The sequence below is a fragment of the Mesorhizobium sp. CA15 genome (assembly GCF_020165215.1).
Lineage (GTDB): Bacteria > Pseudomonadota > Alphaproteobacteria > Rhizobiales > Rhizobiaceae > Mesorhizobium.
In genome coordinates this window covers 100897-115817 of sequence record NZ_JAIUHQ010000010.1, presented here as the reverse complement: position 1 = coordinate 115817, position 14921 = coordinate 100897, and the positions used below count along the sequence as shown (strand labels likewise).

Sequence of the window (14921 nt, the reverse complement as noted above, 5' to 3'; positions counted from 1 at the left end):
CCTCCCATGACCGCCTATCTCCTGAAACGCATCATCATCGCCGCGCTCACCCTGGTGCTGGCCTCGATCGTCGTATTCGCGGTCATGGAGATCCTGCCCGGCGACCCGGCGCGCCTGATGCTGGGCCTCAATGCCAGCGCCGATCAGGTCGAGGTGCTGCGCAACCAGATGGGGCTGAACGCGCCACTGGTGCTGCGCTATCTCCACTGGGCGGCAGGCTTGCTCAGCCTCGATTTCGGCCGCTCCTACACCTATTCGGTGCCCGTCATCGACCTGGTGCGCGAACGCGTCGTCGTCTCCCTGCCGCTGGCGCTGATCGCGCTGGCGCTCTCGACCATCATCGCCATTCCGGTCGGCGTGTTCTCGGCCAGCCGTCAGGGCCGCGCGGGCGACACGCTCGTCATGGGCGCGGCCCAGCTCGGGGTCGCGGTGCCGAATTTCTGGTTCGCGCTGATGCTGATCTACCTGTTTGCCGTCTGGCTCCGGCTGGTGCCGGCCGGCGGCTTTCCGGGCTGGGGGGCCGGTATCTGGCCGGCGCTGAAATCCCTGATCCTGCCGGCCATCGCTCTTGCGCTGCCGCAGGCGGCGATCCTGGCGCGCGTCGCCCGCTCCGCGCTGATCGAGGTGCTCAACGAGGACTATATCCGCACCGCGCGCGCCAAGGGCCTGCCCTACCGCGCCGTGCTCTGGCGCCACGCGCTGCGCAACGCCATGATCCCGGTGCTCACCATCCTCGGCCTGCAATTCGCCTTCCTGCTTGCCGGCACCATCATCATCGAGAATGTCTTCTACCTGCCTGGTCTCGGCCGGCTGATCTTTCAGGCGATCACGCAGCGCGACCTGATCGTGGTCGAGAGCATCGTCATGCTGCTGGTCGCCGCCGTGATCCTCATCAACCTCCTCGTCGATTTCTCCTACGCCCTCGTCGACCCGCGCCTAAGAGCAATTCCAGGAAAAGTGCGTAGCGGTTTTCCGTCCGGAATTGCGCCAAAACAAATACTGAGAGCGGTTCAGCGATTCCGCGAGACGCGGAACCGCTCGAGAGGCCGGCAATGACCATGCGCGTCGACCTGCCCGAGGAAACGCTTGCCGGCGTGCTGGCCAAGGCCTTCGGCAACCGCTCCTTCCTGATCGGTTTGATCATCACGCTGCTGGTTGTGGCCGTCGCGCTCCTCTCCTTTGCCTGGACGCCTTACGACGTCACCAGGCTGGTGATCGCCGACAAGACGCAGGCGCCCTCCTGGGCGCACTGGTTCGGCACCGACCATTTCGGCCGCGACATCCTGTCGATGATCATGGTCGGTGCCCGCAATTCGATCGCCGTGGCGCTGGTCGCGGTCGGCATCGGCATGGGCATCGGCGTGCCGCTCGGCGCCGTCGCCGCGGCGCGCGGCGGGATAGTCGACGAGGCGCTGATGCGCCTCAACGACCTGGTCTTTGCCTTTCCGGCGCTGCTTTCGGCAATCATGATCACCGCTATCTTCGGCCCGGGCGCCGTCAACGCCATCATCGCCATCGGCATCTTCAATATCCCTGTCTTCGCGCGTGTCGCCCGCGCGGGCGCGCTGGCCATCTGGCCCCGCGAATTCATCCTTGCCGCGCGCGCCGCCGGCAAGGGCATGACACAGATCACCGTCGAGCACATCCTGCCCAACATCGCGACGCTGCTGCTGGTCCAGGGCACGATCCAGTTCGCGCTGGGCATCCTCGCCGAAGCCGGGCTTTCCTATGTCGGCCTCGGCGCCCAGCCGCCGATGCCGAGCTGGGGCCGCATGCTGTTTGACGCGCAGACGCGCATGGTGACCGCGCCCTGGATGGCGATCTTCCCCGGCATGGCGATCGTGATCACCGTGCTTGGACTGAACCTGCTCGGCGACGGCATTGCCGACATCCTCGATCCGAAATCGCGGCGGCGTAGATGAACCTGCTCGAGATCGAAAACCTGTCGCTTTCGATCGGCGATACGCCGATCCTGAAAGGCGTCGAGCTGACAATCGCACCGGGCGAGGTCGTGGGCCTCGTCGGCGAATCCGGCTCCGGCAAGTCGATGACGGCGCTGACAATCATGCGGCTGCTGCCGCATCTGGCCCGCGCCGAGGGCCGCGTCGCCTTCGACGGCATCGACATCCTCGGCGCGAGCGAGGACCAGATGTGCGCCTTGCGCGGCGACGATATCGGCATGGTCTTCCAGGAGCCGATGACGGCGCTCAACCCGGTCAAGACGATCGGCGAACAGGTCGCCGAAGGCATCCGCTGGCACACCAAAGCGAGCCGCGCCGAGGCCGAGGAGCGCGCGCGAAAAATCCTCGACCGCGTCGGCCTGCCCGAGGCCAAATTCCCGCTGTCGCGCTACCCGCACGAACTGTCCGGCGGCCAGCGCCAGCGCGTCGTCATCGCGATCGCCTGCGCGCTGAAACCGAAGCTGCTGATCGCCGACGAGCCGACGACGGCGCTCGACGTGGTGCTGCAGGCGCAGATTCTTGATCTTTTGCGCGACCTGGTCAGCGAGAACCGCATGGGGTTGCTGCTCATCTCGCACGACCTCGCCGTGGTGACCGAGATGGCCGATCGCCTGATCATCCTGCGCAACGGCGAAGTGATGGAAGCCGGCGACACCGCCCGGACCTTGTCGGAGCAACAGCATCCCTACACGCGCGAGCTGGCGCTGGCCTCCACGCACGTGCCGGCGCGCCCGAAACCGCACCTTGCCGGATCGGCAAAACCCTTGCTCGAAGTCCAGGGCGTCGGCCGGGACTATCCGGGGCGGCGCAAATCGCTATTCCGGCCGGCACAACCGATCCGCGCCGTCGACGATGTCTCGCTCACCATCGAGCCCGCGCAATCGGTGGCGCTCGTCGGCCGCTCGGGCTGCGGCAAGTCTACGCTTGCCCGCATGATCCTCGCCTTGGACAAGCCAACGGCGGGCACGATCCGCTTTCGCGGCGAGCCCATCACCGGCAAGCCGGAGTCGACACTAAAGCCGGCCCGGCGCGACATGCAGGTGGTGTTCCAGGATCCTTACGGCTCCTTCGACCCGCGCCAGAAGGTCGAGAAGCTGATGGCCGAGCCGCTGCATCTTCTGGAAAAGCAGCCGGCAAAGGCCGAGCGCCGCGAGATGGTCGCGCATGCGCTGCATGAAGTCGGCCTTAGCCAGCGCGACATGGACAAATACCCGCATGAATTCTCCGGCGGCCAGCGCCAGCGCCTGTCGATCGCCCGCGCCATCATCACCCGTCCGAAGCTGGTAGTGGCCGACGAGCCGGTATCGGCGCTGGACGTCTCGATCCGCGCCCAGATCCTCGACCTTTTCGCCGAGCTCAACCAGAAGCTCGGCATCGCCTATCTCTTCATCACCCATGACCTGACGGTCGCCCGCGCCATGGCGGACGAGGTGCTGGTCATGCATGAAGGCAAGATCGTCGAACGCGGCCGGGCGGCCGAGGTGCTCGACCATCCGCGCTCAGAGGCGGCGCAGGCGCTGGTCGCGGCGGCACCCGACCTTCACCGCGCTATCGCGCGCAAAATGCAGGAACAGGGGTAGTTCAGCTCTCCGGCTTCACCAAATCGACGGGGCTGATGTCGAGCAGGTCGAGCGTGCGGCGCAGCAGCTTCACCTCGCTCTCCGCCAGCTTGGAATCGGCTTTGGCGATCTCAGCCATGTGGCGCGCAAGCAGCTTCCGGCGCTCGACATCGAGGTCGCGGAACAGCGCGATCGCCTGCGAGCCGTTGGTCTCGTAGCCATAATCGTTGAGATATTCGATGACGCTGTCGATGCTGGCCTCCGGAATGCCGAAGGCTTCCTTGCAGATATGCCGGAAGACGACCATCTCGCTCTCCGAGACCGAGCCGTCGGCCAGGATCATGCGGAACAGCATCAGCAATTCCGCCGACAGCACAGGGTCGTCCGCCACCTTGCGCACACCCGGGTCACCGTCGAAGATCGAACGTATCTGGTCGAGCAGCGCCATCGCCACCAAGCTCCCTTTGCGAGTCTGATCTGATTGTTAGCTTGGAATCGCTCTTGCGCAAACGGGGCGAGCGTGATGGAAGCTGCGGCTCCCTCCTCGCCTCACTCCAGCCCGATGGTCGACCTTAGCCTGCAGTCCGTCTTCATACTCACTGCCGCCGCTTTTGCGGCGGGTTTTGTCGACTCGATCGCCGGCGGCGGCGGGCTGATCACCATCCCGGCGCTGCTGCTCGCCGGTTATTCGCCGGTGGCAGCACTTGGCACGAACAAATTGCAGGGCATGTTCGGGTCCGGCTCGGCTACCATCCACTACGCCGCCAAGGGTCAGGTCGACCTGCGTCGCCAGCTGCCGTCCGCCGCGCTGGCGCTTGCCGGCGGCGCGGTCGGGGCGCTTTTGGCGACCGTCGTGCCGGGCGATTTCCTGCGTGCCCTGCTGCCGCTGCTGCTGATCGCCATCGCGCTCTATTTCGCGCTGAAGCCGAACATGGGCGACGTCGACCGCGCGGAGCGGCTGTCGCCCTTCCTGTTCGGGCTGAGCGTCCCGCCGCTGATCGGCTTCTATGACGGGCTCTTCGGTCCGGGCGCCGGTTCCTTCTACATGCTCGCCTTCGTCACCCTTGCCGGCTACGGCGTGCTCAAGGCGACGGCGCACACCAAGCTGCTCAATTTCGCCTCCAACATCGGCGGCTTCGTCGTCTTCGCCGCCGTCGGCGTCATCGACTGGAAGATCGGCCTGATGATGGGCGTGGCGCAGTTCATCGGCGCCCGCGTCGGCGCAAGCCTGGCCATCCGGATCGGCGCGAAACTGATCAAGCCGCTGCTGGTGGTCGTGTGCATGGCGCTCGCGATCAAGCTAATGGCAGACCCCGCCAATCCCTTACGCCAACTGGTTGGTGTGTGAGGCCTCCTCCTGTTAGAGTTCTGGTGTTGCGAATCATGTTGGAGGGACCAGACATGAATCTCAGTGCGCCCACCCAGATCGTGTTCATTATTTCGTTGGTTATCGCCGTCATCGGCCTTCTCGCCGCTCTTGGCCTGCTTGCATTCATTCCGATTGCGTCCGTTTGGATCATGCTCATCGCCTATATCGTGCTTGCCGCCGGCTGTTTGATGCGGGGCGCTTGAAATTCGCAGATCTCAGGCAACTCGGAGCGCCCGGCCCTGCCGGGCGCTTTTGATTTTTACGAACCTGTTCTGCTAGGCTCGCGTCATGTCCGACGAGACAGAGCGCCATCGCCAGGATAATCGCTCTCCCGCCCTCCATTTCGAGATGCTGCGGCGCAAGCCTGCTGCCTTGCTTACGGGCATCGTCACGGATATCTGCGGCTACCGCGAGACCCGCCCCGGCCATTTCCGCATCGTCGAATATGCTTCGCTGACCGTGCCGCTGGTGATCAGCTTCGCCGAAGCCTTCGCCATCGGGCTCGGCCACAGCCCGGGCGACAACGATCGCTACGCCAGCTTCGCCGCCGGCCTCTATGCTGGGCCGGTCATGATCGAATCCTTTGGCGGCGCCTGCTGCGTTCAGGTCAATTTCACCCCGCTTGGCGCCAGGCAGTTCTTCGGCCTGCCGATGAGCGAGTTGCGCGATCGCATGGTCGGGTTGGACGATGCGCTGGGCTTTGACGGCATCGCATTGCGCGAACGGCTCGGCGAGGCATCGGATTGGAACGCGCGCTTCGACATTGCCGAGGGATTCATTACCAGCCGCCTTGTCGAGGCGAATGCGCTTTCACCGGAAATCGCCTGGGCCTACAGGGCGGTCATTGCGTCAGGCGGCCGCACCCGCATTTCGACGCTCGCCGGCGAGATCGGCTGGAGCCGCAAGCATCTGGCGGCGAGATTCACCGACGCGATCGGCATCGGCCCGAAGACATTGTCGCGCATCGTACGCTTCAATCGCGCGCTGTCCCTGTCGAAGCGACAGGACGATGACTGGGCCGGCATCGCCGCCGATTGCGGCTACGCCGACCAGGCGCATCTGGTGCGCGAGTTCCGTCAGTTGGCCGGCGAAACGCCGACCGGTCTCGCGGCGTCGATGTAGGCCTGACCCAGGTAACATTTCTTCAAGACGCCGAGACCGCCTTTGCACAGACTGGCATTCATCAACCGACCAGGGAGATTGTCATGCCGACAGCAAACGAAGCACCCCGTCTATACCCGGCTCTGCGCTACAGGAACGCCGCCAAGATGATCGACTGGCTCAGCGAGGCCTTCGGCTTCGAACTGCGCGCCCGCTATGGCGAGGGCGACATTGTCCACCATGCCGAGCTCACCTTCGGGTCCTCGATGATCATGCTGGGTACGGCACGCGACGACGATTACGGCAAGATGGTCGGCGCGCCCGGCGGTGGCGGCGGCAAGTCGATCTACATCGCCGTCGATGACGTCGACGCCGCCTATGCGCGTGCCAAGAAGGCCGGCGCGAAAATCATCCAGGAACTGGTCGACCGCGACTATGGCAGCCGCGAGTTCATCTGCCTCGACCCGGAAGGCAATGTCTGGTCCTTCGGCACCTATTGGCCGAAGGTGGAGGAGGAGGCGTGAACCTCAGCGCGCGATGGCAAAAATCGCGTCGCAGTCGAGATGCCTCTCCAGCTCGGCCGCGACCTCGTCCAGCGCCTTCTCGACATCCGCGCGATAATCGATACCGCCTCCCCTGACGCCAAGGCTCTCCAGGTATGCGGCGCGAAAAGCGTCGGCGGAAAACAGTCCGTGCAGATAGGTGCCAATCACCTTGCCGTCCGCGGAGACCGCGCCGTCCTCGACGCCGTTGAGGATCGTCGAGGGCCGCGCCGTGTCCGGGCCGGTGGTGCGGCCGAGATGGATCTCGTAGCCTTCGAGCGGCAGGCCGAACTGCACTGACTGCGCGCTTGAATTGCGCACAGTCTTCTCAGGCTCCATCACCGTTTCGATGTCGAGCAAGCCAAGACCTTCGGCCTCAGTGACGCTGCCTTCGATGCCGTCGGGATCGCGCACCATGCGGCCGAGCATCTGATAGCCGCCGCAGATGCCGACGACATGGCCGCCGCGCTTGCGATGGGCGAGGAGATCGCGATCCCAGCCGTTCTCGCGGAATTTCAGGAGATCGCCGATCGTCGATTTGGAGCCGGGGATGACCACCAACCCGGCATCTTCCGGCAGCTTCTTGCCCGGCGGCACGAACACCACCTCGACCTGCGGCTCGGCTTTCAGCGGATCGAGATCGTCGAAATTGGCGATGCGCGCCAGCATCGGCACCGCCACCTTCAGCGCCCGCTTCTCGCCGGAAGCGAGGCGTTCGAGCACCACGGAATCCTCGGACGGCAGCCGCCCGGCCGCCTTCAGCCACGGCACGACGCCGAAGCAGCGCCAGCCGGTAAATTTTTCGATCGCGCTGATCCCGTCGTCGAACAACGAGACATCACCGCGGAACTTATTGATGAGATAGCCGGCGATCATGCGCCGGTCTTCCTCCGGCAGGATCAGGTGCGTGCCGGCCACGGACGCAATCACGCCGCCGCGGTCGATGTCGCCGACCAGGATCACCGGCACATTGGCGCGCGTGGCAAAGCCCATATTGGCGATATCGCGGCTCCTGAGATTGATCTCGGCGGGCGAGCCCGCGCCCTCGACGATGACCAGGTCCGCGCCCGCGCCGACCTTCGCCCAGGAATCCAGCACCGCGTCCATCAGCCCGGCTTTCATCGCCTGGTAGTCGCGCGCCCGCGCCTCGCCATAGACTTGGCCCTGCACCACCACTTGCGAGCCGATATCGCTCTGCGGCTTGAGCAGCACCGGGTTCATGTGCACGGTCGGCCTCACGCCGCAGGCCAGCGCCTGCAGCCATTGCCCGCGGCCGATCTCGCCTTCGCCGGCCTTGTCGTCGCCCGGAATATCGGCAACGGCAGCATTGTTCGACATGTTCTGCGGCTTGAATGGCCTAACCTTCAGCCCGCGATTCTTCGCAACGCGGCAAAGCCCCGCCACCAGCACGGTCTTGCCGACATCCGAGCCGGTGCCCTGCAGCATGATCGCTTTCGCCATCAGCCCCTGCCCCCTGAGCCAATGGTCGATTTCTGTGCCAGCGGCCCGCCGCGCCAGAGATAGAGCGCCATCAGCGGTTCCTTGCCCGTGCGCATGGCATGGCTGACATTGGAAGCGTGGTGAATGACCTCGCCGGCGTCGCGCATATGAAAGTTCTCCTCGCCCATCCGCCACTCCGTGCCGCCGGTCAGCGGGATATAGATCTCCTCGGCGAGGTGATGATGGTCGGGATAGACGATGTTGGGCCCAAGGATCAGCAGGCCAGCCGCGACCTCGTCATTGACGAAATGCCCGCGCGTGCCGAACACTTCCAGCCAGCCGTAATTGTCGACAAAACTCTGCCCGAAATCGGCGGCGCTATAGGTCTGCCCCCAGCGCAACTCGTCCCGATGGTCGGCAACAAATCGCGTCAATGGCCCGGCATCAGCCGGAGCCAACTCGGCGATGCGATCGAGATGGCTAAGGCAGACAAGCCCACGCGGCTTGAGAGAACGCGCAGACATGTCCCAGCCGATGCGCGCGACTTCATCCGTCACCAGATCGTTGTCGACGCCCGCGAGACAGGCTTGGAATCGCTCCAGCAACTCATCGAAAAGTGTTGGCACGCAAGAGCTCCGTTCGTCATTCCATGCACAGCCGGTTCTCAACGGCCCGGGTTGCGCGGCGGCATCATTGGTCTAGATTGAACGGCGCGCAAAGCCAAAAACGACAGGCCAGAAGGCCTGAACGACAGGGAGCACGCCATGGACGCGGCAGTCGATGCGGGCACTGGCCAGTTCGAACTCAACGAGGAACAGCGCGCCATCCAGGAGATGGCCCAGGCTTTCGCGGCCGACCGCGTCGCGCCCAATGCGCTCGACTGGGACAAGGCAAAGCACTTCCCCGCCGATGTGATCCGCGAGACCGGGCCGCTCGGCCTCGGCGGCATCTATGTGCGCGACGATGTCGGCGGCTCGGCGCTGGGGCGGCTGGATGCCGTGCTGATCTTCGAGGCGCTTGCCCACGCCGATCCGGCATTCTCCTCTTTCATTTCCATCCACAACATGGCGGCCTCGATGATCGACCGCTTCGGTAGCGACGAGCAGCGCCAGCGCTTCCTGCCGAAACTGACCTCTATGGAGTGGCTGGCGAGCTATTGCCTGACCGAGCCCGGCTCGGGCTCGGATGCGGCTGCGCTGAAGACGCGTGCGGTGAAAAGCGGCGGCGATTATGTCTTGAACGGCGCCAAACAGTTCATCTCCGGCGCCGGCGACAGCGACCTCTATGTCGTGATGGCGCGCACCGGCGGCGACGGCCCGAAAGGCATTTCGACCTTTGTCGTGCCCAAGGATGCGGCCGGCCTTTCGTTCGGCGCCAACGAGCACAAGATGGGCTGGCACATGCAGTCGACCCGCCAGGTCATCTTCGAGGACTGCAAGGTGCCGGCCGAGAACCTGCTCGCCGCAGAAGGCGCAGGCTTCGGCATCGCCATGGCCGGGCTCGACGGCGGGCGGCTCAACATCGCCGCCTGTTCGCTCGGCGGAGCGCAGTCGGCGCTCGACAAGGCGCTTGCCTACACGGCCGAGCGCAAGGCCTTCGGCTCCAAGATCAACCAGTTCCAGGCGCTGCAGTTCAGGTTGGCCGACATGGAAACGGAACTGCAGGCGGCCCGCATCTTTCTCTACGCCGCCGCTTCCAAGCTCGACCGCAAGGCGCCGGATGCCGGCAAATGGTCCGCGATGGCCAAGCGCTTCGTCACCGATATCGGCTTCGACATCGCCAACCAGGCGCTGCAATTGCACGGCGGCTACGGCTATCTGCACGATTACGGCATCGAGAAGCTGGTGCGGGATCTGCGCGTCCACCAGATCCTCGAAGGCACCAACGAGATCATGCGCGTCATCATCGCGCGCTCGTTGATTGGGCGCTGACGCAAAATCGGGAGAAAACGATGGCAACCATCGCCTTCATCGGCCTCGGTAATATGGGCAATCCCATGGCCGCCAACCTCGTAAAGGCGGGGCATGCGGTGCTGGGCTTCGACCTTGTGCCCGAAAACCTTACGGTCGCGAAAGAGCATGGTGTGACCGTCATGGCGAACGCCGTCGCCGCGGTGAAGGACGCTGACGTCGTCATCACCATGCTGCCGGCCGGCAAGCATGTGCTGTCGGTTTATGAGGACATCGCGCCCAAGGCCCGGAAAGGCGGGCTGTTCATCGATTCCTCGACCATCGATGTCGAATCGGCGCGCAAGGCGCATGCCATTGCCGCGAAGCATGGTCATCCGTCGATCGACGCACCCGTCTCCGGCGGCACGGGCGGCGCCGCGGCCGGCACGCTGACCTTCATGGCCGGCGGCTCGGATCAGGCGTTTGCCGCCGCCGAGCCGATCCTGAAGCCGATGGCCGGGCGCGTCGTTCATTGCGGCGGCGACGGCGCCGGCCAGGCCGCCAAGATCTGCAACAACATGATTCTCGGCATCTCGATGATCGGCGTCGCCGAAGCCTTTGTGCTGGCCGAAAAGCTCGGCCTGTCGCACCAGGCGCTGTATGACGTCGCCTCCACTTCCTCGGGCCAATGCTGGTCGCTCACCACCTATTGCCCGGTGCCCGGCCCTGTTCCGGCCTCGCCGGCCAACCGCGACTACAAGCCGGGCTTTGCCGCCGCGCTCATGCTGAAGGACCTGAAATTGTCGCAGGAAGCCGCGCAGAACGCAGGCGCCGTGACCCCGCTCGGCGCCGAAGCCACGCAGCTCTATGCTTTGTTCAACGCGCAAGGCCACGCCGGCGCCGATTTTTCCGGCATTATTAATTTCCTGCGCGGAAATCCGGCATAAGTCTCTGCTTTTGAAGGGTTATTTCCAAGATTTGCCGCTACGAAGCCGGCAAATTTAGATTTGCTTAAGGTCTTGCTAACGCACCGGTAACGATGTGCCTTTAAAACGGACTGCGAGGCGGACATCGCGTCTGCCCGGCGCTCCGGATCAGGTCTCGCGTACCGGAGCCCGTAAATTTCGCAAGTATTCTCGTAGCGAAATGCCATGTGTATCTGGCAAAGCCGCGTTCCCGCAGGGACGCGGTTTTTGCGTTTCGGAGACGCCCTCCACGAGCCGTCCAGGAATGGACCGGGCGCTTAGAGCAATTCCAGGAAAAGTGTGAGCGGTTTTCCGCCCGGAATTGCGTCAAAACAAGGAGATAGGGCATTTCGCCGTTTCCGTGAAACGGTGAAATGCTCTAGCCAGGAGCGCCCGGAGAATATCCGCTTAGCGCTTGCGCAAATCGGCATCCGCGAGATCGAGTGCCCTGGCGATGCGTTCGCAAGCCATGTCGATCGTGTCGCGCGTCCAGATCAGCGGCGGCGAGAGAATCATAGTGTCGCCGGTGGCTCGCAGCATCATGCCCTGCGCGATCGCGTGGTCGCGAACGACGACCGCCGCACTTCCCGATGGCAAATAACGTTCCTTGGTCGCCTTGTCCTTGACGATCTCGATCGCGCCCATCAGGCCGATCGAGCGCACCTCGCCGACCAGCCTGTGCCTGGCGATCCGCTCCTGCAGCGCCTGCGCGAAATAGGGACCGGTGTCGTTCTTGACGCGCTCGACCAGGCCTTCCTTCTCGATGATCTCGAGGTTCTTGAGCGCCACCGCGCAAGCCACCGGATGACCGGAATAGGTGTAGCCATGGTAGAACTCGCCGCCTTTCTCGACCAGCGTCTTGGCGATGCGGTCGCCGACCAGCAGCGCCGAGAGCGGCTGGTAGCCCGAGGTCAGCGCCTTGGCGGTGGTGATGGTGTCGGGCTCGATCCCGAACGTCTGCGCCGCGAACCATTCGCCGGTGCGACCATAGCCGGTGATGACCTCGTCCAGCATCAAAAGCACATCGTATTTGCGGCAGATGCGCTCCACTTCCGGCCAATAGCTCATCGGCGGGATCTTCACGCCGCCCGCGCCCATCACCGGCTCGCCGATGAAGGCGGCGACCTTGTCGGCGCCGGCTTCGAGGATCGCGTCCTCGACCGCCTTGGCCGCGCGGATGCCGAAATCATGGTCGCTTTCGCCGGGCAACGCGAGCTCATAGGCATAGGGCATCATCACATGGACGATGTTGGGCACCGCGCCGCCGAGCTGCTTGTGCATCGGCTCCATGCCGCCCAGCGACGTGCCGGCGACGGTCGAGCCGTGATAGGCCGACTTGCGCGAGATGACGCGGTTCTTCTCGGGCTTGCCTTCAAGCGCCCAATAGTGGCGCACGAGCCTGAGCGCCGTGTCGTTGGCCTCCGACCCGGACGAACCGTAGAAAACCTGGCTGACATGCGTCGGCGCCAGCTCCGCCAGCTTCTTCGACAACAGCACCGGCGTCGGCGTCGAGCATTTGAAGAAGGAGTTGTAGTAAGGCAGCTCCTTCATCTGCGCGTAAGCCGCCTCGGCCAGCTCGTCACGGCCGTAGCCGACATTGACGCACCACAGGCCCGCCATGCCGTCGAGGATTTCGGTGCCGTCGGCATCGTAGATGAACGGGCCGTTGGCATGGGTGATGATGCGCGAGCCCGTCTCGCGCAGCTCCTTATGGTCGGTGAAGGGGTGCAGGTGATGCGCGGCATCGATCTGCTGAAGCTGCTTCAGCGAATAATTCTGATAGGTCATGGATTTGATCTTTCCTCTTGAATCAATCCGGCAGCGGCCGGGGCGGATTCGTCAGAGGAAGCGGGGCGGCGAATAGCCGATGCGGGCGCACAGCCGCAGCAGCTCGGCGCGCAGCGTGCGCGGTGACGGCGTCACCGCGACTCCGAAGGCGCCTGATGTGCTGAAGCGGATCATGGCGGCAGCTTATGCCGGCTGAGGCCTAGAATTCAAGCTGTTCCGGTTAGCGCCCGCTGCAGGAATATGTAGCGCATCGCCGTCTGCGCCGCCTGCGGCCGGCGGTCGCCGCGCCCGCCATGGCCGCCTTCGGTCTCCTCGAAGAACAGCGTCCTGCCGTGACCTGTCTCCTGCAGCCGCGCCGCCATCTTGCGCGCATGTCCGGGATGGACGCGATCATCGGCGGTCGATGTCATCAGGAGCACCGGCGGATAGGCAGCGCCCGCCTTAACATGCTGGTAAGGCGAATAGGCGCCGAGCCAGGCCGCCTCTTCCGGCTTCGACGGATCGCCATATTCGGCGATCCACGAGGCGCCGGGAGGCAGTTCGGTGTAGCGCAGCATATCGAGCAGCGGCACGTCGATGATGACGGCGCCGAACAGCTCCGGCCGCTGGGTCAACGACGTGCCGGTGAGCAGGCCGCCATTGGAGCCGCCTTGGATGCCGAGCTGCGCCGCCGTGGTGATGCCGCGCCGGACCACGTCCTCGGCCACGGCCGCGAAATCGTCGAAAGCGTTCTGGCGCTTGCCCTTGAGCGCCGCCTGATGCCAGGCCGGACCGAACTCGCCGCCGCCGCGGATGTTGGCCTGGACATAGGCATTGCCCTTGTCCAGCCAGAGCTTGCCGCGAATGCCGGCATAGCCGGGTAGCAGCGGCACTTCGAAGCCGCCATAGCCGTAGAGCAGCGTCGGCACCGGCCCTTTCTGGTCGCGCCGCCGCACCACGAAATACGGGATCATCGTGCCATCCTTCGAGCGCGCCTCGAACTGCTCCGAGATATAAGGCGAGGCGTCGAAGCGGGCCGGCTGCGATTTCACGGTTTGGAGTGTCTCGCCATCGTCGTCCGACCAGATGATCGAGCTCGGCGTCAGGAAATCGGTGAAGGAGAAGGAGACGCTCGAGCCGAAATGCTCGACATGGCTGATGCCGACATTGCCGTTGTCGGGCAGCGCTATCCGCTTCAGCGACCAGCTTTCTGCGGCGCGGTCGCAGGCGATGATCTTGCCGCGAACATTGTCCATCAGGTTGATGAACAGCCGGTCCTGCGTCCTGGCGAGGCCGGCGATCGAAACGCGGTGCGCCGGCTCGAGCACGGTCTGGAACGGACCGAAGGCACCGTTCTCGATCCAGCGATCGAAATCGACCGAATAGAGCCCGTCGGGCAGGCAGCGCGTGCCGTCCGGCGCCGTCCAGGGGCTGCGCACGCCAAAGATCAGTTGGCCCTTGAAGACCACCGTGTCGGTGGCGTCGTCAGGCAGCGGGATGCGCCGGTTCTCACCCGAAGCCAGCCGCAGGAAACTGTGCGAAGTGAAGAAGTCGAGCGTCTTGCCGAGCAGCACGTGCCGCTTGTCGCCGTCATATTCGACACCGCCGCCGACCGCGAGATGTTGTTTCTCGCCTTCGAGGATCGGCGTGGCGTCCTCGAGCTCGGCGCCGCGCCGCCACAGCTTGATCACGCGCGGATAGCCGGACTGCGTCTTGTCGTCTTCCTCGAAAGCGGCGGAGACGATCACCGTGTCCTTGTCCAGCCAGGAAAAGCCCGACTTGGAAGCGGGAGCGCGAAACCCGTCCTCGACGAAGGATTTCGTCACGATATCGAATTCGCGCATCTCGCTGGCATCGCCGCCATCGGGCGACATGTAGAGCAGGCAGCGGTTGAAATCGGGATAGAGCCGGCTCGCCCCGCCGAACACCCACTTCACGCCTTCCTTCGCGGAAAGCTGATCGAAATCGTCTCCCAGTCGGGCTTGTCGGTCTTGTAGGACGCGACCGTCGTGCGCCGCCAGAGACCCAGCGCATTGGTCTTGTCCTGCCAGAAATTATAGACATAGCCGGCAAGCGCGGTCCCGACCGGCATATTGTCCTCGGCGGTCATCAGGTCGAGCACGGTCTCGAACGCGGCCTGATAGGAAGGATCGCCCTGCAGTTCGGCGACCGTCAGCGCATTCTGGCGATGAACCCAGTCCAGCGCTTCCTTGCCGTTGCGATCCTCAAGCCAGAGGTAGGGATCGTTGGCGGTCAATTCGAGCTGGGTTTTGGTCATCGTGCTGGTCATGCAGGTCTCCATCCGGCGGCCCCGCCTACATCGCGTTG

General features: G+C 64.4%; 14 protein-coding genes and 1 pseudogene. 9 read left to right on the top strand and 6 right to left on the bottom strand.

The genetic code is table 11. From position 1 onward, the window contains the following. Window positions 1-6 precede the first annotated feature (6 nt). From LB515_RS17650 to LB515_RS17640, 3 genes are read left to right on the top strand one after another with little or no spacing between them, the layout of a single operon-like run. Window positions 7-1056, top strand: a complete 1050-nt coding sequence (locus LB515_RS17650) for an ABC transporter permease (RefSeq protein WP_224708459.1) — start codon at window positions 7-9, stop codon at window positions 1054-1056. After that, entirely contained in the window at window positions 1053-1922 is an 870-nt protein-coding gene (locus tag LB515_RS17645; RefSeq protein WP_224708458.1) for an ABC transporter permease, read from the top strand. Before LB515_RS17650 ends, LB515_RS17645 begins: the two co-directional genes overlap by 4 nt. After that, a complete protein-coding gene (locus LB515_RS17640) occupies window positions 1919-3541 on the top strand; it encodes an ABC transporter ATP-binding protein (protein WP_224708457.1) in 1623 nt (540 codons plus the stop codon). The genes LB515_RS17645 and LB515_RS17640 overlap by 4 nt, the downstream gene beginning before the upstream one ends. A 1-nt stretch (window position 3542) precedes the next feature. Here the strand turns inward: LB515_RS17640 and LB515_RS17635 are convergent, their stop codons facing one another. Then, window positions 3543-3974 carry a TerB family tellurite resistance protein gene (locus LB515_RS17635; RefSeq protein WP_095765555.1) on the bottom strand — a complete coding sequence of 144 codons (432 nt, stop codon included), beginning with the start codon at window positions 3972-3974 and terminating at the stop codon, window positions 3543-3545. 108 nt (window positions 3975-4082) lie between these two features. Here LB515_RS17635 and LB515_RS17630 point away from each other — a divergent pair, with 108 nt between their 5' ends. From LB515_RS17630 to LB515_RS17615, 4 genes are all read left to right on the top strand, one after another. Beyond that, a complete protein-coding gene (locus LB515_RS17630) occupies window positions 4083-4868 on the top strand; it encodes a TSUP family transporter (protein ID WP_224708504.1) in 786 nt (261 codons plus the stop codon). 53 nt (window positions 4869-4921) lie between these two features. Beyond that, window positions 4922-5092, top strand: coding sequence for a hypothetical protein (locus tag LB515_RS17625; RefSeq protein WP_224708456.1), 171 nt, complete (start codon window positions 4922-4924; stop codon window positions 5090-5092). Between the two features lie 85 nt (window positions 5093-5177). Further along, a complete protein-coding gene (locus tag LB515_RS17620) occupies window positions 5178-6011 on the top strand; it encodes a helix-turn-helix domain-containing protein (protein WP_224708455.1) in 834 nt (277 codons plus the stop codon). A gap of 83 nt (window positions 6012-6094) precedes the next feature. Further along, window positions 6095-6514 (top strand): VOC family protein, encoded by a 420-nt coding sequence (locus LB515_RS17615; RefSeq protein ID WP_224708454.1) that lies wholly within the window; start codon window positions 6095-6097, stop codon window positions 6512-6514. Between the two features lie 3 nt (window positions 6515-6517). Here LB515_RS17615 and LB515_RS17610 read toward each other — a convergent pair whose 3' ends face one another. Then, window positions 6518-7993: a cobyric acid synthase gene (locus tag LB515_RS17610; RefSeq protein WP_224708453.1), complete on the bottom strand. Its 1476-nt coding sequence runs from the start codon at window positions 7991-7993 to the stop codon at window positions 6518-6520. Beyond that, a complete protein-coding gene (locus LB515_RS17605; RefSeq protein ID WP_224708452.1) occupies window positions 7993-8598 on the bottom strand; it encodes a dimethylsulfonioproprionate lyase family protein in 606 nt (201 codons plus the stop codon). Before LB515_RS17605 ends, LB515_RS17610 begins: the two co-directional genes overlap by 1 nt. 138 nt (window positions 8599-8736) lie before the next feature. On the opposite strand from LB515_RS17605, the gene LB515_RS17600 reads away from it, so the two are divergent. Together LB515_RS17600 and mmsB are read left to right on the top strand one after the other, a co-directional pair. After that, window positions 8737-9903, top strand: coding sequence for an isobutyryl-CoA dehydrogenase (locus LB515_RS17600; protein ID WP_224636173.1), 1167 nt, complete (start codon window positions 8737-8739; stop codon window positions 9901-9903). A gap of 20 nt (window positions 9904-9923) precedes the next feature. Continuing rightward, window positions 9924-10808, top strand: a complete 885-nt coding sequence (mmsB, locus tag LB515_RS17595; RefSeq protein WP_224636171.1) for a 3-hydroxyisobutyrate dehydrogenase — start codon at window positions 9924-9926, stop codon at window positions 10806-10808. A gap of 426 nt (window positions 10809-11234) precedes the next feature. Here mmsB and LB515_RS17590 read toward each other — a convergent pair whose 3' ends face one another. The 3 genes and pseudogenes from LB515_RS17590 to LB515_RS28190 form a co-directional block, all read right to left on the bottom strand. Beyond that, window positions 11235-12614: an aspartate aminotransferase family protein gene (locus LB515_RS17590; RefSeq protein WP_224708451.1), complete on the bottom strand. Its 1380-nt coding sequence runs from the start codon at window positions 12612-12614 to the stop codon at window positions 11235-11237. A 51-nt stretch (window positions 12615-12665) separates the two neighbouring features. Then, window positions 12666-12788, bottom strand: a complete 123-nt coding sequence (locus LB515_RS17585) for a hypothetical protein (protein WP_040969798.1) — start codon at window positions 12786-12788, stop codon at window positions 12666-12668. 32 nt (window positions 12789-12820) lie between these two features. Then, window positions 12821-14883 (bottom strand): annotated as a pseudogene (locus tag LB515_RS28190) (prolyl oligopeptidase family serine peptidase). Window positions 14884-14921 lie beyond the last annotated feature (38 nt).